The 15,523-nt window shown below is 68.9% G+C and carries 17 protein-coding genes; 11 read left to right on the forward strand and 6 right to left on the reverse strand.

Annotated features, from left to right (window positions below; genetic code table 11):
* A complete protein-coding gene (locus JQS43_RS10540) occupies nt 1-675 on the reverse strand; it encodes a DUF998 domain-containing protein (protein WP_239678889.1) in 675 nt (224 codons plus the stop codon).
* A gap of 104 nt (nt 676-779) precedes the next feature.
* Here JQS43_RS10540 and JQS43_RS10545 point away from each other — a divergent pair, with 104 nt between their 5' ends.
* The 8 genes from JQS43_RS10545 (at nt 780) to JQS43_RS10580 (ending at nt 7,451) form a co-directional block, all read left to right on the forward strand.
* Nucleotides 780-1,943 carry an FAD-dependent oxidoreductase gene (locus JQS43_RS10545; protein ID WP_239678890.1) on the forward strand — a complete coding sequence of 388 codons (1,164 nt, stop codon included), beginning with the start codon at nt 780-782 and terminating at the stop codon, nt 1,941-1,943.
* Entirely contained in the window at nt 1,940-2,818 is an 879-nt protein-coding gene (locus JQS43_RS10550; RefSeq protein ID WP_239678891.1) for an RNA polymerase sigma-70 factor, read from the forward strand. Before JQS43_RS10545 ends, JQS43_RS10550 begins: the two co-directional genes overlap by 4 nt.
* A gap of 31 nt (nt 2,819-2,849) precedes the next feature.
* Entirely contained in the window at nt 2,850-3,599 is a 750-nt protein-coding gene (locus JQS43_RS10555) for a class I SAM-dependent methyltransferase (RefSeq protein WP_239678892.1), read from the forward strand.
* Between the two features lie 291 nt (nt 3,600-3,890).
* Nucleotides 3,891-4,913: a Kelch repeat-containing protein gene (locus JQS43_RS10560; protein WP_239678893.1), complete on the forward strand. Its 1,023-nt coding sequence runs from the start codon at nt 3,891-3,893 to the stop codon at nt 4,911-4,913.
* Between the two features lie 461 nt (nt 4,914-5,374).
* Nucleotides 5,375-5,839, forward strand: a complete 465-nt coding sequence (locus tag JQS43_RS10565; protein ID WP_239678894.1) for a hypothetical protein — start codon at nt 5,375-5,377, stop codon at nt 5,837-5,839.
* A gap of 140 nt (nt 5,840-5,979) precedes the next feature.
* Nucleotides 5,980-6,201 (forward strand): hypothetical protein, encoded by a 222-nt coding sequence (locus JQS43_RS10570; protein WP_239678895.1) that lies wholly within the window; start codon nt 5,980-5,982, stop codon nt 6,199-6,201.
* Between the two features lie 572 nt (nt 6,202-6,773).
* A complete protein-coding gene (locus tag JQS43_RS10575; protein ID WP_239678896.1) occupies nt 6,774-7,256 on the forward strand; it encodes a DUF1795 domain-containing protein in 483 nt (160 codons plus the stop codon).
* Nucleotides 7,257-7,307: 51 nt separating this feature from the next.
* Entirely contained in the window at nt 7,308-7,451 is a 144-nt protein-coding gene (locus JQS43_RS10580) for a hypothetical protein (protein ID WP_239678897.1), read from the forward strand.
* A gap of 42 nt (nt 7,452-7,493) precedes the next feature.
* Here the strand turns inward: JQS43_RS10580 and JQS43_RS10585 are convergent, their stop codons facing one another.
* The 5 genes from JQS43_RS10585 to JQS43_RS10605 all read right to left on the reverse strand — a co-directional run bounded on the left by JQS43_RS10585 (nt 7,494) and on the right by JQS43_RS10605 (nt 11,875).
* On the reverse strand, nt 7,494-7,886 hold the full coding sequence (locus JQS43_RS10585) for a VOC family protein (protein WP_239678898.1): 393 nt from the start codon (nt 7,884-7,886) through the stop codon (nt 7,494-7,496).
* Nucleotides 7,883-8,191 (reverse strand): ArsR/SmtB family transcription factor, encoded by a 309-nt coding sequence (locus JQS43_RS10590; RefSeq protein WP_239678899.1) that lies wholly within the window; start codon nt 8,189-8,191, stop codon nt 7,883-7,885. The genes JQS43_RS10585 and JQS43_RS10590 overlap by 4 nt, the downstream gene beginning before the upstream one ends.
* Before the next feature lie 33 nt (nt 8,192-8,224).
* Complete coding sequence (wrbA, locus tag JQS43_RS10595; protein WP_239678900.1) at nt 8,225-8,830, reverse strand: NAD(P)H:quinone oxidoreductase; 606 nt, start codon at nt 8,828-8,830, stop codon at nt 8,225-8,227.
* Nucleotides 8,831-9,014: 184 nt separating this feature from the next.
* Nucleotides 9,015-9,359 (reverse strand): Hsp20/alpha crystallin family protein, encoded by a 345-nt coding sequence (locus JQS43_RS10600; protein ID WP_239678901.1) that lies wholly within the window; start codon nt 9,357-9,359, stop codon nt 9,015-9,017.
* A gap of 215 nt (nt 9,360-9,574) precedes the next feature.
* On the reverse strand, nt 9,575-11,875 hold the full coding sequence (locus JQS43_RS10605; RefSeq protein WP_239678902.1) for a winged helix-turn-helix domain-containing protein: 2,301 nt from the start codon (nt 11,873-11,875) through the stop codon (nt 9,575-9,577).
* A gap of 660 nt (nt 11,876-12,535) precedes the next feature.
* Here JQS43_RS10605 and JQS43_RS10610 point away from each other — a divergent pair.
* From JQS43_RS10610 to JQS43_RS10620, 3 genes are all read left to right on the forward strand, one after another.
* On the forward strand, nt 12,536-13,036 hold the full coding sequence (locus tag JQS43_RS10610; protein ID WP_239678903.1) for a DUF1931 family protein: 501 nt from the start codon (nt 12,536-12,538) through the stop codon (nt 13,034-13,036).
* A gap of 132 nt (nt 13,037-13,168) precedes the next feature.
* A complete protein-coding gene (trxA, locus tag JQS43_RS10615) occupies nt 13,169-13,621 on the forward strand; it encodes a thioredoxin (RefSeq protein ID WP_239678904.1) in 453 nt (150 codons plus the stop codon).
* Complete coding sequence (locus JQS43_RS10620; RefSeq protein WP_239678905.1) at nt 13,618-15,294, forward strand: FAD-dependent oxidoreductase; 1,677 nt, start codon at nt 13,618-13,620, stop codon at nt 15,292-15,294. Before trxA ends, JQS43_RS10620 begins: the two co-directional genes overlap by 4 nt.
* Nucleotides 15,295-15,523 lie beyond the last annotated feature (229 nt).

The following is a 15,523-nucleotide window of genomic DNA, read 5'->3' on the forward strand; positions in this document are numbered from 1 at the left end:
TCATGACCGCCCCTTCGGAAAATACTCGTTGCCGGCGGCCCCGGCAGCGGCCAAGGTGCGCACTGGTGCCGGGGGAGCGGGGTTCCGGGGTGCGGATCGGCCGGCGGTCCACAGCATCCAGCCGGCCAGGCTGACCAGCAGGGTGCGCTCCAGGGCGGCGGTCAACGGGTCACGGCCGATCACCAGCATGCCGGCCAGCAGCGCCACTGCCTGCGGGAGAGCGACCAGTAGACCGATCGCGGCGGCGCGGCGCAGGGCCGGCTGGTCGCCGAGGAAGACCAGCGCGAGCATGGTGGCGAGCGTCGCGACGACCGCCAGGATGCTGGCGCCGGCGTGAACCAGGTCGACGGCGGTGGTTTGCTCGTACGGTGGCAGCGGACATCCAGCCGTGCACGGCACCAGGCCGGAGGTAACGGTCATCGGCACCGCAACCAGCAACGGCCCCCACACGAGCCAGGGCAGCCTGGCTAACGCGGCGGCGAGCAGGCCGACCCCGGCAGCGACCAGCAGCAGCCCGACCAGGTAGAGATCGGCGGTGGCGGCGCCGGGGATGCCGGCCTCGCTGACGTACTGCCCAAGTGGGTCGGGGAGCCTAGCGACCGCAGCGGTCGCCGTGGTCGCTCCGGCGAGAATGACCAGCGCCGCCGCAGTGCGCGTCACTCCGGCAGCGGTCACCAACCCACCGTATCCGGGCGGGCTGTGCCGACCCTCCGGCGCCGTAGCCGGCGAAGGTCACGTTTTCGGGTTCGGCACCGTCGTGATCTGGAAGGAGGTACGACATGATGATGCAGATCACGGTGGTGGGCGGCGGCCTCGGCGGGCTGGTCGCCGCAGTCTGCGCCGCCGAATCGGGTGCCCGGGTGACCCTGTTCGAAGCCCACGCGAGCCCGGGTGGCCGGGCCCGCTCCACCCCGGCGCCGTACATCGCCAACGACGGTCCGCACGTCTTCTACAGCGACGGGCCGCACTGGCGCTGGCTGTCGGAGCGAGGCCTGGTCCCCGCTGCCGGAGTCGGGCTGGCGGAGGCCCGGGGGCTGCGGTTCCGCCGCGACGGTGCGCTGCGGCGGCTGCCGTCGGCCGGGGTGCTCGCCGCTTCGGCCCGGCGGGGCGTACGGGCACCGGCGGCGCTCAGCTTCACCGAATGGGCGACCGGCCGGTTCGGGGCGCGGACCGCCCGGCAGATCGCCAGCATGATGGGGGTGGCGACGTTCGACGCCGACCCGGGCCGGCTCTCCGCCGCGTTCGTGTGGGAACGATTCCTGCGGGTCACCCGGCCCGGCTACCCGGCCGCCCGATATGTCCGGGGCGGGTGGCAGACGGTGGTGGACCGGCTCACCGCGCTTGCCCGGCAGCTCGGGGTGGAGATCCACACCGGGGTCCGGGTGGGCGAGCTGCCCCCGCCGCCGGTGATCGTGGCGACCTCGCTCGCCGCGGCGCGCGGGCTGCTCGGCGACCCCACCCTGGCCACGGCGAGCGGCCGCACCGTCCTGCTGGACCTGGGGTTGCGGCGGCGCCGCGGTGACGCGTTCCTCGTCTTCGACCAGGACCAGGCCGGGTTCCTGGAGCGCTACTCCAGCCCCGACCCCTCGCTGGCGCCCGCGGGCGAGTCGCTGGCGCAGGCGCAGCTGCCGCTGCGCCCCGGGGAGTCCAAGGCGCAGGGGTTGACCCGGCTGGCCCCGTTGCTGGAGCTGGCGTTGCCGGGTTGGCAGGAGCGTACGACCTGGCGCCGCGCGTCGGTGGCCGACGGTCGCAGCGGCGCGCTGGACCTGCCCGGCCACACCTGGCGGGACCGGCCGGCGGTCGACCGCGGCGACCGGGTCTACCTGGTCGGCGACCAGGTGGCGGCGCCGGGTCTGCTCAGCGAAGTGACGCTGGCCAGCGCCCGGCGTGCGGCGGCACTGGCGGTCGGGGTCGCCGCCCAGAGGCGGACGATGCAGCGATGACTGATCCGCACACGGCCGAGTTCACCGCGCAGCGCGACCTGCTCTTCGGAGTGGCGTACCGGATCCTCGGTGAGGTCGCCGGCGCCGAGGACATGGTGCAGAACACCTGGCTGCGGTGGCGAGAGGTCGACCTGGCGCAGGTGGCCAATCCCACCGGGTTTCTGGTGCGGGCGGTCACCAACCTGGCGGTCGACGAGCTGCGGTCGGCCCGGGTACGCCGGGAGTCGTACGTTGGATCGTGGTTGCCGGAGCCGATCCTGACCAGCCCGGACGACCCGGCAGAGCAGGCGACCCACGCCGACACGATCTCGCTCGGCCTGCTGGTGGTGCTGGAGACTCTGTCGCCGCTGGAGCGGGCCGTGTTCGTGCTGCGGGAGGCGTTCGCCTACCGGTACGCCGAGATCGGTGAGTTGCTGGGGCGCAGCGAGGAGACGGTACGAAAGCTCGGGCACCGCGCCCGCAGCCACGTGCAGGCGCGCCGGCCCCGGTTCGATCTGGACCGGGGTCAGCATCGTGAGGTGACCCAACGGTTCCTCGCCGCGGCCAGCGACGGCGACCTCGACGGGCTGCTGGCGATGCTGGCGCCGCAGGTCGCGCTGACCAGCGACAGCGGCGGCCGTGAACGGGCACCGCTACGGGTGATCACCGGGGCGGAGAAGGTGGGCCGGTTCCTGGTCGGGATCGGACGCCACCCGAGGCCCGGCACCGAGCTGCGCCTGATCGAGGTCAACGGCGCGCCGGCGGCGCTCGCGGTGGCCCAGGGGCGGCCGTATGCGCTCTTCGCGCTGGAGGTGGCCGAAGGCCAGATCGCCGCGATCCAGTTGATCGTGAACCCGGAGAAGCTGCACGGTTTGACACATCAGAATATGGTTTGACGGCGGGCCCAGACCCGGTGAGAGTGCGGTGGTGGACCCGACTACCCGCGCAAACCGACTGGTGTGGGAGGACGCATCCCAGAAGTACGTCAATGAGTACGACGAGTTTCGCAACCAGGCGGCGACTGGTTCTTCGTTGCTCGACGCGGAGCGTGAGTTACTTCGTGACGTGCTGCGAGACGCGCCCGCAGTCGTTCATCTGCAGAGCGGCCACGGCTTGGAGGATGCGGCGCTCGTCCACGCCGGGGCGAGCTCCGTGGTGGGCGTCGACTTCAGCGCCGTCGCCGCGGGGGCGGCGCAGCGGCGCGCTGCAGAGCTCGGGGTTGCCTGCCGGTACGTCGTTGCCGCGGTGCCGCAGGTGCCCCTGGCGGATGCGAGCGCCGACCTGGTCTACACCGGAAAGGGCGCCCTGAACTGGATGCCTGACCTGGCAGCCTGGAGCCGTGAGGTCGGTCGGCTGCTGCGCCCTTCCGGGCAGCTGTTCATCTACGAGGCGCACCCGGCGGTGCCGCTGTGGACATGGGACACTGACCGGCCGCGAATCCGACCAGACCGAAGTTACTTCGACCGTAGTCATGTCAACGACACCTTTCCCGCCAACGGCGCGGTCGAGTGGCAGTGGACCCTGGGGCAGATCGTGACCACGCTGATCGGGGCGGGGATGGAGATCCTCCACCTTAGGGAGTATCCCGAGCCGTTCTGGCGTGCCGGTGGCGTCACCGCTGCCGCGTGGGAAGGTCAGCTTCCGAACGCGTTCTCCCTGCTTGCCCGGCGCCGTTGACACTGTCCGGAGCAGAGTGGCGAGGGCACAGCAACTGCCGGGGGCGCTCGACCTCACTCGCCGGCCCGTACGTAAACCAGGACGGGGTGTCCCTACGACGGCGACGCAGACGGGGTGATCCGGATGCAGATCCGCAGCATGGAGTGGCGCGACGGCTGGCCCTACTTTGACCTTTGACGCCGCCCCGGCGCCGGGTGCTGCCGCACCACCCGTACCAAGCCGCCCGGGTCTGCCGACCCGGACCGCGACAACCAGACCGGCGCCCCGACGCGTCTGTCGAGTATGAGGAGAGTGAGCTCCCTGCTGCCGACTACCGCGGCGATGTTGCTGACGCTGAGCGCGTGCGCCGCGGACCCCGACGACCCAGCTGCGCCAGCCACGGAGTCGCCGCCCACCCACTCGCCGGAGCCGCAGCCCGAGATCGGCACCTGGACCGACCTCGCGGACATACCCCAGCGGCGGACCGAGTTCAGCGTGGCGGTCCTGGACGGCGAGATCTATATGGCCGGCGGGTTCCACCAGGGCCAGGGTGGCCCCACCCCGGCCTTCAGGTACGACCCGGGCACCGACAGCTGGAGCGACCTCGCTCCGCTGCCCGAGCCGCGCCACCACGCGCCGCTCACCGCCTACGGGGGCGAGGTGTTCGTGGTCGGCGGCTTCAGCCACGGGGCCGAGCACGCCTACCACTACCACCCGACCGACACGCTGTTCATCTATGACGTGGCCGACGACTCCTGGCGGCTGGGCCCGCCGTTGCCGGATCCGGTGGGGGCGCAGGCGGTCACGGTCACCGACCACGGCACCGTCCACGTGATCGGCGGAGTGGGGGAGGGCGGCACCGCCGCCGATGTCACCAACGCGCACCAGGTCTACGACACCACCACCGGGACCTGGGACACCCTGCCGGCGCCGGAGCTGCGCCGCGAGCACCACGGCGCGGCGTACCTGGACGGGGTGATCTATGTGGCGGCCGGCCGCAACGGCGCCCAGGGCAACGAGTTAGAAGCGTACGATATCGAGAGTGGGCGGTGGAGCCGGCTTCCCGACGCCCCCACCGTCGGCCGCAGCGGGGTGGCGGTGGTGGCCTTCCAGGGGCAGATCTATGTGATCGGCGGGGAGTCCGTCGCCCAGGGCGTCTTCGACGAGGTCGAACGCTACGATCCGGCAACGCGGACCTGGCAGGCGGTGACCCCGATGCGGGAAGGCCGCCACGGCCTCGGCGCCGCCGCCTTGGACGACGGCATCGTGCTGGTGGGCGGTGGTCCCCGGCTGGGTATCAGCTTTACCGACACCACCGAGATCTGGCGTCCCTGACCACCGACGCGCCTTACCGACATCGCCGACGCCGGCTGGCGGCTCGGCTGTCACCGCGGTCTCCGGGGAGGATGGGGTAGGAAGGCCCGCGACCGAGCGGCTTACCCGTCCCCCGAGACGTGGCAGAGCGAGAGCTGACCTGGCGCAGGCGTCCCGCTCCGGGGACACCTGGCGGCAACTGCTTCGAGGTGGCAACGCTGCCCGACCAGGTGCTGGTCGCGACAGCAAGAACCCGGGGCCGTGAAGGCGGCCTCGAAGTTCCATCCACCTGTGGGCGTCTACGCTGTGGCCAGCGGCCACCGCCGTTTGATCTTCACTTGGTGTCACAGCCGTGCATGATCAACCGGCGGCCGCGTTCACGTCCGCCGACACGCCGAAACCGACTCCGGCCACGCCAGTGCATCGTCAGTCATCTACATAGCGAACTCGTGCTGCAGTACTGTCCGAAGGGTGGGGGGGCGATGATAGCGCTAGTATTCAAAGCCTTCGAATTGCACCGTCGGCCGGTGCCTATATCGCCGTCCGGCAGAGCATGGTTTGTGTTGGATGGAGTGTGCTTCCCCGATGAGAATTGGTTCGACTTCCCGCTCTCGATTCTTGGTTCTGCGTTCGGTGCTTATCTGGAGTTGATGCAGGGGGCAAACGAGGCGGTCACATATCTCTTCGATGGTCCATTCGATTTGAACTATCGACGTTCGGCTTCTGTATCCGAGGTGTCGGTCAAGATAACTTCCTACTCCGAAGGCGACGAATTTGAGAAAATCTTGAAGGCGGAAACGGAGGTATCCATGGCTGAGCTGAGAAATGCTCTCATGGCATCTGCGAATCTAATGGCGGTAGCTCTGTCTTCCGCTGAGGGTTCTGACGGCGCGAACTCGCGTGTCGTTGCCCAAATTCTGAAAGAGCTTGAGAAGGACTCTTTGTAGTCGTCCCCAACTGCAACAGCGTCCGCGGCGCGACGCAGCGACCGGGTGCCCTCGGACCAATGCCGGCTCTTCGAGGTTGGTGGGGGTCGGGCGCCGGCGGGGCCGCTGCCGGCGCGTGGGCCGGGGCCAAGGGTGGGGCGGTGGTCGGCGCCGCGATCGGTTCGGTCTTCCCCGGCCCGGGTACCGCGATCGGTGCCGTGGCCGGCGGTATCATCGGCGGCGCGGCCGGTGGCTGGCTCGGCTCCGAGGCCGAAGGTGCGTTGGCCAATGCCGGGATTGAAGGCGTTACCAATGCCTACAATGGCGCCAAAGGCGCGGTGTCGGGCGCTGCCAGCACCGTCAAAGGCTGGCTCGGAGGGTAGTGGCGAATGGAGACAAGCGAGTTCGGCCTTGGGCTCGGCCTCACAGCGTTGAATGGCGGCCTGCTGTGGGTGCTGTGGCGATGCTGGACCGGTCGCTGGCGACGCTGGGCGGGCGAGATCATGTTGGACACGGTGATCCGCTGCCTCGCCCCACCGGCTGCGCTAATGTTCTTCGGGGCTGGGCTAGGTCAGCTCATCCCGGAACCGGTCGGGACGGTTCTCGGCACCCCCTTTATCCTTGCTGGACTGCTGCTTACGCCGATCGGTTTTGTGACGATGTTCCTACCTCGGCGCTGGTGGGGCCCACGCTGGTACCGCCGACTTACTGATGAGGACCTCCGAGAAATGCCGGAAATCGGTGACCGGCTGGCCGCCCGGGTGCTCGGCAACTCGCGGCCCGAACCTATCAATGGGCCCGGACATAGTACGGCGGTCAGCGCGCTGGTTGGGCTTTGGGCCGGCAGCGCGAACCGGTTAGCCGACGAGGCCCCCGGGGTGGTCACCCAGGCTTGGAAGACAGTAGCCCGGTTTAGCGTCCGTTGGGCGGAGCTCGCAGAGCGGGAGGCGGGATCGTGAACCCGACCATGAAGGCCTACCAGCACCCCAATGCGGGCTTCACGCTGTCGCTGCCCGAAGGGTGGGAGACCGCGACGGACGTGGCAGGTGTGGCCCTGATCGCGGTTGCGCCCGACCGTGGAGCGGGCTGGTTTCGTACCAACCTCGTGGTGACCCTGGAGCAACTGGCAACGCCTGACTTGACCACCTGGCAGGAAGAAGCCCTGGCGTTGATGCGCTACGGGCTCAACGAGTTCCTGCTCGTGGACGTGGAGGAGATCGAGGTGGCGGGCTATCGGGCCCGGCGGCTGGTCGCCCATCACCGGCCGGAGACCGACGGCCACGCCGCCTCGGTGACCATGGAGCAGCGGACGTTGGTGGTTGGTCGCCTCGGCTACACCCTCACGGCCTCCATGGCCTCGCTGGAGTATCCAGAGGTTGCCGACATGTTCGCGGCCATGGTTGCCGACTTCCGCCCTGATCCGGAGTTCGGACAGTGACCGCCATCGAGTTCCAACCCGAGTTCTCGCGCCCTCGGCGATGGTGCCGCGTTGCTGCTGCCGCTGCCGGGGGAGCGGGTCGAGTTGGGCGTCATCCATCCCACGTTTCTGCCGGCTATGCTGGCCCGGGTGGTCGGTCTAGATCCCCGGCCGCGACTCGACGTGGAGCTCGGTGTGGACTCCCCGGCGCGGTGACGCCCTCGGGATGGTTCGCGGACTCGGGGGTCGGGCGCCTTCCTACAAGCTTGGCTGGGTAGCGATCTGGATCAGGTTGCCGCAGGTGTCGTCGAAGACCGCGGTGGTCACCGGCCCCATCTCGGTGGGCGGCTGGGTAAAGTGGACGCCGAGGGCGCTCAGCCGCTCGTACTCTGCCTGGACATCCTCGACGGCGAATTGGGTGTAGGGGATGCCGTCGGCGACCAGCGCATCCTTGAAGGGTGCCACCGCCGGGTGGCCGGCGGGTTCGAGCAACAGCTCGGTGCCGTCCGGATCCTGCGGAGAAACCACGGTCAGCCACCGGGCGCCGCCGGCCGGCACGTCGTACTTCTTCACGAAGCCCAGCACCTCGGTGTAGAACTGCTCCGCCTTCGCCTGGTCGTCAACGAGCACGCTCGTGAGATGAATCCTCATGACTCTGCCTCTCCTGTCGGGCGACCGTCGCTCTCGGACGGATCGAGCCACCGTTGGATGATTGGTACGAGCGGCCCGGTGTTGAGGTAGTGGAACTTGTATCGGCCCTCGCGTCTGGTCTCCACCAGGCCGGCGGCCTCGAGGAGGTCCAGGTGTTGCGAGATCGCCTGGCGCGACGATCCGAGCCCATGGTTGGTCGCCAGCCGGCCGCAGATCTCGAAGAGCGTCTGTCCGTCGCGGGCGGTCAGCTCATCCAGGATCGTCCGGCGGGTCGGGTCGGCCAGGGCTTTGAAGACGTCGACCACGCGTCTCACATTAGGCAAGTAGCCGCTTGCATGTCAAGCGAGTCGCCGGGTAATCTCTGCCAATCGGCGGCCCTGATGTTCGGCGGCAGCGAGCGCGTTCTCGTCGGGTGGGTTGCCGGGGACGCCGGTGGGCCAGGAGACGCCATATGGGTTGCCGCCTGCGGCATACACCGTCGGGTCAGTGAAGCCAGGCGGGACGATGATCGATCCCCAGTGGAAGAATACGTTGTAGAGGGAGACAATGGTGGTCTCCAGGCCACCGTGCGGGTTGATGGCAGAGGTGAAGGCGGTGACTGGTTTGTCGGCCAGGGTGCCCTCGCGCCACAACCCACCGGTCTGGTCTAAGAATTGCTTGAGCTGGGCGCTGACCATGCCGAACCGGGTCGGGGTGCCGAAGGCGTACGCGTTTGCCCAAACGAGGTCGTCGAGGGTTGCCGGCTCGGCGTCGGGTGTGCTTTCAACGTACGCCCGCCAGTCGGGGTTGGCGGCGATGGCGCTGGCCGGCGCCAGTTCGGGGACCCGGTGCATCCGTATCTCTGCACCAGCTTTGCCGGCGCCCTCGGCGACTGCCTCAGCCAGCCGATGCACGCTGCCGGTGGCCGAGTAGTAGATGACCGCTACGTTGATGATGTGGTTCATCTGGGGCTCCTTGGCTCGGAACGGGACGTTGGCTCGGAACGGGACGGTCGGTGATGCCGGCCACGATCTGCCGGTCGAGCGGCGGCTACGGCAGTCGGTCGAGCCGGACGGGCTCAGGTGAGCCTTTCCGGGTGCCCAGGTCGATTTCGACTGCCTTAGCCATCGCTCGTCGTCCGCGCCCTGGTCAGCCCTTGACCTCGATGTGACGCGGCTGGTTGCGGGCGGCCTTGCCGAGCCTTACGGTCAGCACACCGTTGGTCAACGTGGCGTCGAGCTTGTCTGGGTCGATCTCGCCTGGGACGGCGACGAGGTAATCGAACCGCCCCACGGGCCGGCTCTGGCGGCGTAGTAGTCCGGTGCGTTCCCGCTCCTTGATTTCACCGGTGACCCGTAGTTGGTTCTGGCGGACCTCGACGTCGATGTCCTCGCGATTCACCCCCGGCAGGTCGAGCTCGACGACGAACTCGTCGTCGGTCTCCTCGATGTCCGCGGCCGCGGTGGTCGGTACCTCGCCGACTACGCTGCGCATTAGCTGCCCCATCTGGTCGTATAGGCCCTCAAGCTCCGAGAAAGGGTCCCACCGGCGGGCGATAGCGGTCGTGGAAGGTGGCCTGGACCGGACCGTGGGAAGTGTCATGACTCATCAGTCCCTTCTCAACCTCGTACCTGTTGCTTCCTTTGTCCGCCTGGCCGGGGTGAACAGGGCTCACCCCACCTGGGTGAAAACGTTGGCGAGCAGGCAGGTCACAGCAGTCGCAGATCGCGGGCCCGGCGGACCGCCTCCCGCCGGCGGGTGGTGCCCAGCTTGCGGTAGATGTTGCGCAGGTGAGTCTTGACCGTGTTGATGGAAAGATGCAGCTCTCGGGCGATCTCGCCGGTTGACAGGATGCTCTGCAGATACCGCAACACGGTGAGCTCGCGCTGGGTCAGCGGCTCATCCAGCGCAGGGAAGTCCCCAGGCTGGTCTTCTGGCGGCTGGCTCGCCGCCAGCAGTTCACTGACCATCGACCAGTAGGCCGTTCCGGAGTCCAGGTGGCCGGCGAGCAGCGCTCGGGTGTCGGGTCCGGCGCTGGTGAAGGCCCGTCGGAAGCCCTCCGGCTCGGCCAACCGCAGTACTGCTTCCAGCACCCACGAGCATCGCTGCCGGTCTCCGTGTTGCCGGGCGGCGAGCGCGTGGATGAGACCGGCCTCAATGCGGACCGGCAGCGGCGTTGTCTCCGCCTGCTCGCCGTCCCAGACCGGTAGGATGCTGGTGGCTCTGCCCGGGTCGCCGTCGTTGAGGTACGAGCGTGCGATAGCGACCCGGAGCTCGACCTGCGTCGATCCGGTTACTGGCAGCAGTGGTTCCAACAGTTGCTGGACCGCGCCGGTGTCGCCGTGCGCGGTACGCACCTCGGCCTCGGTGATCGCGAGCCGGTGCCGCACGTGGGGCGACAACGGGCGCTCGGTGAGCACCCGGCGCCCGGCCAGCACCGCTGCGTAGGCCGCCGCCAGGTCACCCCGCTGCTGGCACAGCTGCCCGCGGACGGCGGCGACAATCGCCGCCAGCTCCGGCTCGATCTCCGGGTCGCACAGGCTCGCCGCCGCCTCCAGGTGTGGCTCCGCCTCAGCAGGTCGGTCTTGATGGATGTCCACAATCGCCGTAGCGAGGTAGGCGGCGGCGCAGTGGACCCCCTCAGGCTGGCCGGGGCATGGTGGCAGTTCTAAGGCGACACGGGCGGTGCCAGCTGCGGCCACCAGCTCGCCGCGAAGTGCCCGTACCAGCGCCAGCCGGCTTGAGCAGAGCGCGGGTAGGCAGCTCAGCCTCGCCCGCTCCGCGCTGGCCATTGCCATGGTCAGGCTCGCCTCGGCCAGATCGAGCTCGCCGGCGTCCAGCTGGGCACGGCCCAGCGCAGCGAGCGCGACCGCGCGGGCGCCGACGTCGGCCGGGGAGGTGTCGGTGTCGGCCGGGCGGACCAGCGCGAGCAATTCAGCGGCGGCCGACATCAGCCGTGCCGGGCTACCGCCGAGCTGGGTACGAGCCAACCGCAGCGCGGCGGCCATGATCGCGAACCGGTCCCGCCGGTCACCCGCCATGAGCGGCTGCTGCCGACCGGCGATCTGGAGGTAGCCGTCGGCAGCTTCCAGCTCGCGAACTCGCAGGCACTCCGCCGCGTACCCCAGCGCCAGCTCCGGATCGGACTGGACGGCCGCGGCCGGCGGCGGTCGTGCGAGCGTTCCGCCGCCCGGGTGCTGAACCCGGCACACCAGCTCCCGCCAATGGGTGAGAAACAAGTCGACCGCGCCCGGCCAGTCGTCGGCTGCCAGCATGTGCGGCAGCGCGTGATCGGGGAGGCCGTTGCCCGCCAACCACCCCGCCGCGCGGTGGTGCAGCTCGGCGCCGAAGCTAGCGCCGTGGCGGCGCAGTTCACCTGACAAGAACTCCCCGAAGGTGCGGTGGAACCGGTAGGTCGGCGGGTGGGTGGCTCGCGGAATCACGAACGCATTGGTGTGCAACAGTACGGACAGCATGTTTTCGCCATCGTCGCGGCCAGTGAGCGCGTCAACGAGGTCACCGCAGAGCCACTCCAGGATCGAGGCACTCACCATCGCATCGCGAATGTCGGCCGGCTGTGTCGCGAGGACCTCGTCGCTCAAGTAGTCGCCGACCCGCTGGTCATCGCCGCCGAACCCGGTGGCCCCGGCAAGGTCGACACGCTGCCGCATTGAAAGCGAGGCGAGTCGCAGCCCTGCTGGCCAGCCCTCCAGGTGATCCGCGAGCGCGGCTACGCGGGTGTCGGGCATGGACAGCCCTTGGTGCGCCATGAGCTCCGCGGCCTCGGTCGCGGTGAACCTCAGTTCGGGCATCCGCAACTCGGTCAGCTCCCCGGAAAGCCGCCAGCGGTGAAGCTGCAACACCGGCTCCGCGCGGGCTCCCAGTACCAGCCGCAACCGGGCGCTTGCGTAACGCAGCAGAACCTCGACATTGTGCAGAACCCGCCGGTCGTGGAGGCAGTCGACGTTGTCGAGCACCAACACCAGCGGCTCGGGAAGCTGGCTCAGCAAGTCAACAAGTGTGGCCAGCGGCAGGCCGCTCACCGGTGGCCGGTGGGATCCGTCCGGTACGAGCCCTCCGCGCGCACTCAAGGTCGAGCTCAGATAGGACCAGAACCATCGGTCGTCGCCGGGTTCGATCGACAGCCAGCAGACCGACTCGCTGCCGGCCCGAGCCCAGGAGCTGAGGAGCACTGTCTTGCCCCAACCCGCCGGAGCGGCCACTAACGTAACCGGGCGCTGCGCGCCGGCATCGAGCAGCCCGCGCAGCCGTGGTCTGTCGACAAAACCGTCGGGCAGCTCGGGAACCCTCGACTGGGCCGCTGGCGGTGGAATGCCCCCAGTGGTTGCCTGCGGTTCAGACCCGATCACCCCAGCTCGACCCCCTTAGCCGGGCGGGCTAACGAAAAGCTGACGCGGAACGGGCGCAACCGCGATCGGACGGCGCCATGAGCTGCCAGCAACCCGGGACCACATCACCATGTGCAGCTCGCCACTGCGAGTCAGCAACGCCGTCAAAGTTACCACTCGCAGTCACCAGAATGCTCAGCGTAGCTAGACTTGAGAACATCAGCGTGTGCGGTCGTTCAGCTTGGCAGGATGAGGTCGCCTCACCCTGCTCTCGACCATGGTGGGAAGGCGAGTGGCGGCAGGCGAGCAGGATCTGCGCACGTGTTCCTGGCGGTCGCGCGGCCATCACCAACCGCAGGCAAGGAGACGACCATGCCGGTCATGAGCGTGGCTAGGTTTGAAAGATTCTTCCGGCTCGCGGCGAGCCTTGATGTCGACAAGAGCGACATCAAGCGCTATCAGGACTTCGTCAACCAGAAGATATACGACCTGATGCTCATCGCGCAGGGCACCGCGAAGGCGAACGGGCGCGACATCATCCTCCCGCGCGACATACCCGTCACCAAAGGGCTCCAGGAGAGTGTCCACGCATTCCGGGAGCTCGACCAGGAGCTCGACCTGGCGCCGCTGCTGGAGCAGGTGCTCATCCTGCCGCCACTGGACCGGGGTTTGGCCGAGGAAACCCTGGACGGCCTACCCCAGTTGGTCGGAGGGCTCAGCCTGGCGCTCGCTCGCACTTTCAAGATCATCGACCCAGCACTGAAGAATCCGAACACCCAGGCCTGGGAGCAGGCGTTCGAAATCTTCAACCTCCTGCTCTAGCCCACCGGTACTGATCACCCGGTCAGCCCGGCAGGGTGAGGCCGGGTAACCCGAGCCAGCAAGACGCTGAACCTTGGACGTAAGCGAGGCGGCGGCAGCAGCCACCGGCTGATCCGATGCGGGGAGAAGATCATGGCCAACCAGATCGTCAGGTGCCCGGCCTGTGGGAGCGCGAACCGGGTGCCGCCGCACGGAGCGGGCAGCCCGAGCTGCGGCAAGTGCCATACGCCGCTGCCGTGGTTCGCTGAGGCTGACGACGACACGTTCGCCGAGGTGGTCGAGCAGTCTGGGGTACCAGCGATCGTCGACTTCTGGGCGGCCTGGTGCGGGCCCTGCCGGATGGTGAGCCCGGCGCTGGAGCGGGTGGCGCAGGACCTGTCCGGGGCGGTCAAGCTGGTCAAGGTCGACGTTGACACGGCGCAGCAGCTGTCACAGCGGTTCGCGATACAGGCCGTACCCACGTTGATGATCGTGAAGGATGGGGAGGTGGTCGCCCGCCGAGCCGGTGCGGCTCCGGCCGACCAGCTCCGCGGGTGGGTGGAGGAGAACCTGGGACTAGCTCGGGACGAGCGGAGCCGGCCGTGACCGCCGGCTCGCTGTTGATCGAGACTGCCGACGCCCATGGGGCATTCCCCCGGCTCGGCCGGGAGCAGCTCGACCTGCTGCACCAGTATGGGCGGCGGCGCCGCACCCAGCCCGGCGAGGTGCTCGTCAGCGAAGGCGACCGTGACCGCGACTTCCTGGTGGTGCTCTCCGGTATCGCCGCAATCTACGAGGGGTACGGCACCGCCGAGCAGCGTCTGCTCCGCAGGCACGGTCCGGGACGGTTCCTCGACGAGCTGGGGCTGCTGACCGGGCAGCCGGCGTTGACCTCGGCGGTGGTAGCCCAACCCGGCGAAGTCTTGGCGGTGCCGGTGCCAGGCCTGCGGGGTGCGGTATCCCGGGACCCCCGGCTCGGCGACCTGATTCTGCGTGCCTTCATGGCCCGCCGGGAGTTGTCGATCGACCAGCTCACCGGTATCCGGATCATCGGGTCGCGATTCTCGGCCGGCACCCGCCGGTTGCGTGACTTCGCCGCCCGCAACCGGCTGCCGCACACCGTGGTCGACCTCGAGGAGGATCGCCACGCCGAGCAGCTGATCCAGCAGCTCGGGGTTTCGCCGGCGGAAACCCCGGTCGTGATCATCCGCGGTGCCGGGGTCCTGCGCGACCCCAGCAACGCCGAACTGGCGCAGGCGCTCGGCCTGCCACCTGCCGATCCGGCGCAGCCAGCCCGCGAGGTCCAGGACTTGGTGGTAGTAGGCGCGGGCCCGGGCGGTCTCGGCGCCGCGGTTTACGGCGCCTCAGAAGGGCTGGCAACGGTGGTATTGGACGCGGTGGCCACCGGTGGCCAGGCGGGCGCCTCGGCCCGGATCGAGAACTTCCTCGGCTTCCCGGCCGGTATCTCCGGAGCGGAGCTGGCGGATCGTGCGGTAGTGCAGGCCCGGCGATTCGGCGCGGCCATCCGGGTGCCGGTGGAGGCAACCGCGCTGACGCTGGACGAGGGGTATCACATCGTTAGCCTCGACGACGGAAGTCAGCTGCGTACCCGTACCGTCGTGGTCGCCACCGGCGCCCGGTACCGCAAGCTCGACCTGCCAGACCTGGAGCAGTACGAGGGTACGAGTGTCTACTATGCTGCTACGCTGATGGAGGGCCGCCTCTGTCACCAGGAGCCGGTGGTAGTGGTCGGCGGAGGTAACTCGGCCGGCCAGGCCGCGATCTTCCTCTCCCGTTACACGCGGTCGGTCCGCCTCCTGGTGCGGCACCACGACCTGGGCCGGGACATGTCCCGCTACCTGGTCGAGGAAGTCAAGCGGAGCCCTTCGATCGACGTGATGCTCGACACCACGGTACGCGAGCTGGACGGGGACGACGGCGTCCTGCGAGCGGTCGTAGCCGAGAACCACGATACCGGCGAGCGTTCCCGGGTGCCGGCGACCCGGTTGTTCGTCTTTATTGGAGCCGAGCCCCACACCGGCTGGTTGCAGGGCTGTCTGGAGCTGGACGACCAGGGCTACGTACTCACCGGCCAGCAGCTCTCGGCCGCAGCCGGCCGGCCGGGCTGGTCGGCCCGCGACGTACTGGAGACCAGCGCGCCGGGCGTACTCGCGGTCGGAGACGTCCGAAGCGGATCGGTCAGACGGCTGGCCTCGGCCGTGGGGGAGGGGGCGATGGCGGTGCGTATGATTCACAAACACCTCGCCGCGACCGAATAGTCGGGCGGGGGAACGAACGGTTTGACGATCGGGTGTGGCTGATCGGTGGCGGCGGCGCTGCCGCACTCCTCTCGGGCGTGGGCGATGGTGTTGATGGAGGATCCCGTCCGCAGTGTCCAAGATCTGTCACTCCTATCCTGTGACCGGGTCGCATGCAAAAAGTTAAGTTCGACTATGGCCAAGCGGCGGCGGAGCGGCCCGAAATGCAGGGCGGCGACGACAGCGGACA

Source organism: Natronosporangium hydrolyticum (genome assembly GCF_016925615.1).
Lineage (GTDB): Bacteria > Actinomycetota > Actinomycetes > Mycobacteriales > Micromonosporaceae > Natronosporangium > Natronosporangium hydrolyticum.

Excerpts from the sequence above, each read along its gene's own strand:
- JQS43_RS10545 (WP_239678890.1), top strand. The coding sequence starts at position 780 with ATGATGATGCAGATCACGGTGGTGGGCGGCGGCCTCGGCGGGCTGGTC.
- JQS43_RS10550 (WP_239678891.1), top strand. The coding sequence starts at position 1,940 with ATGACTGATCCGCACACGGCCGAGTTCACCGCGCAGCGCGACCTGCTC.
- JQS43_RS10565 (WP_239678894.1), top strand. The coding sequence starts at position 5,375 with ATGATAGCGCTAGTATTCAAAGCCTTCGAATTGCACCGTCGGCCGGTG.
- JQS43_RS10585 (WP_239678898.1), bottom strand. The coding sequence starts at position 7,886 with ATGAGGATTCATCTCACGAGCGTGCTCGTTGACGACCAGGCGAAGGCG.
- wrbA (WP_239678900.1), bottom strand. The coding sequence starts at position 8,830 with ATGAACCACATCATCAACGTAGCGGTCATCTACTACTCGGCCACCGGC.
- JQS43_RS10600 (WP_239678901.1), bottom strand. The coding sequence starts at position 9,359 with ATGCGCAGCGTAGTCGGCGAGGTACCGACCACCGCGGCCGCGGACATC.
- trxA (WP_239678904.1), top strand. The coding sequence starts at position 13,169 with ATGGCCAACCAGATCGTCAGGTGCCCGGCCTGTGGGAGCGCGAACCGG.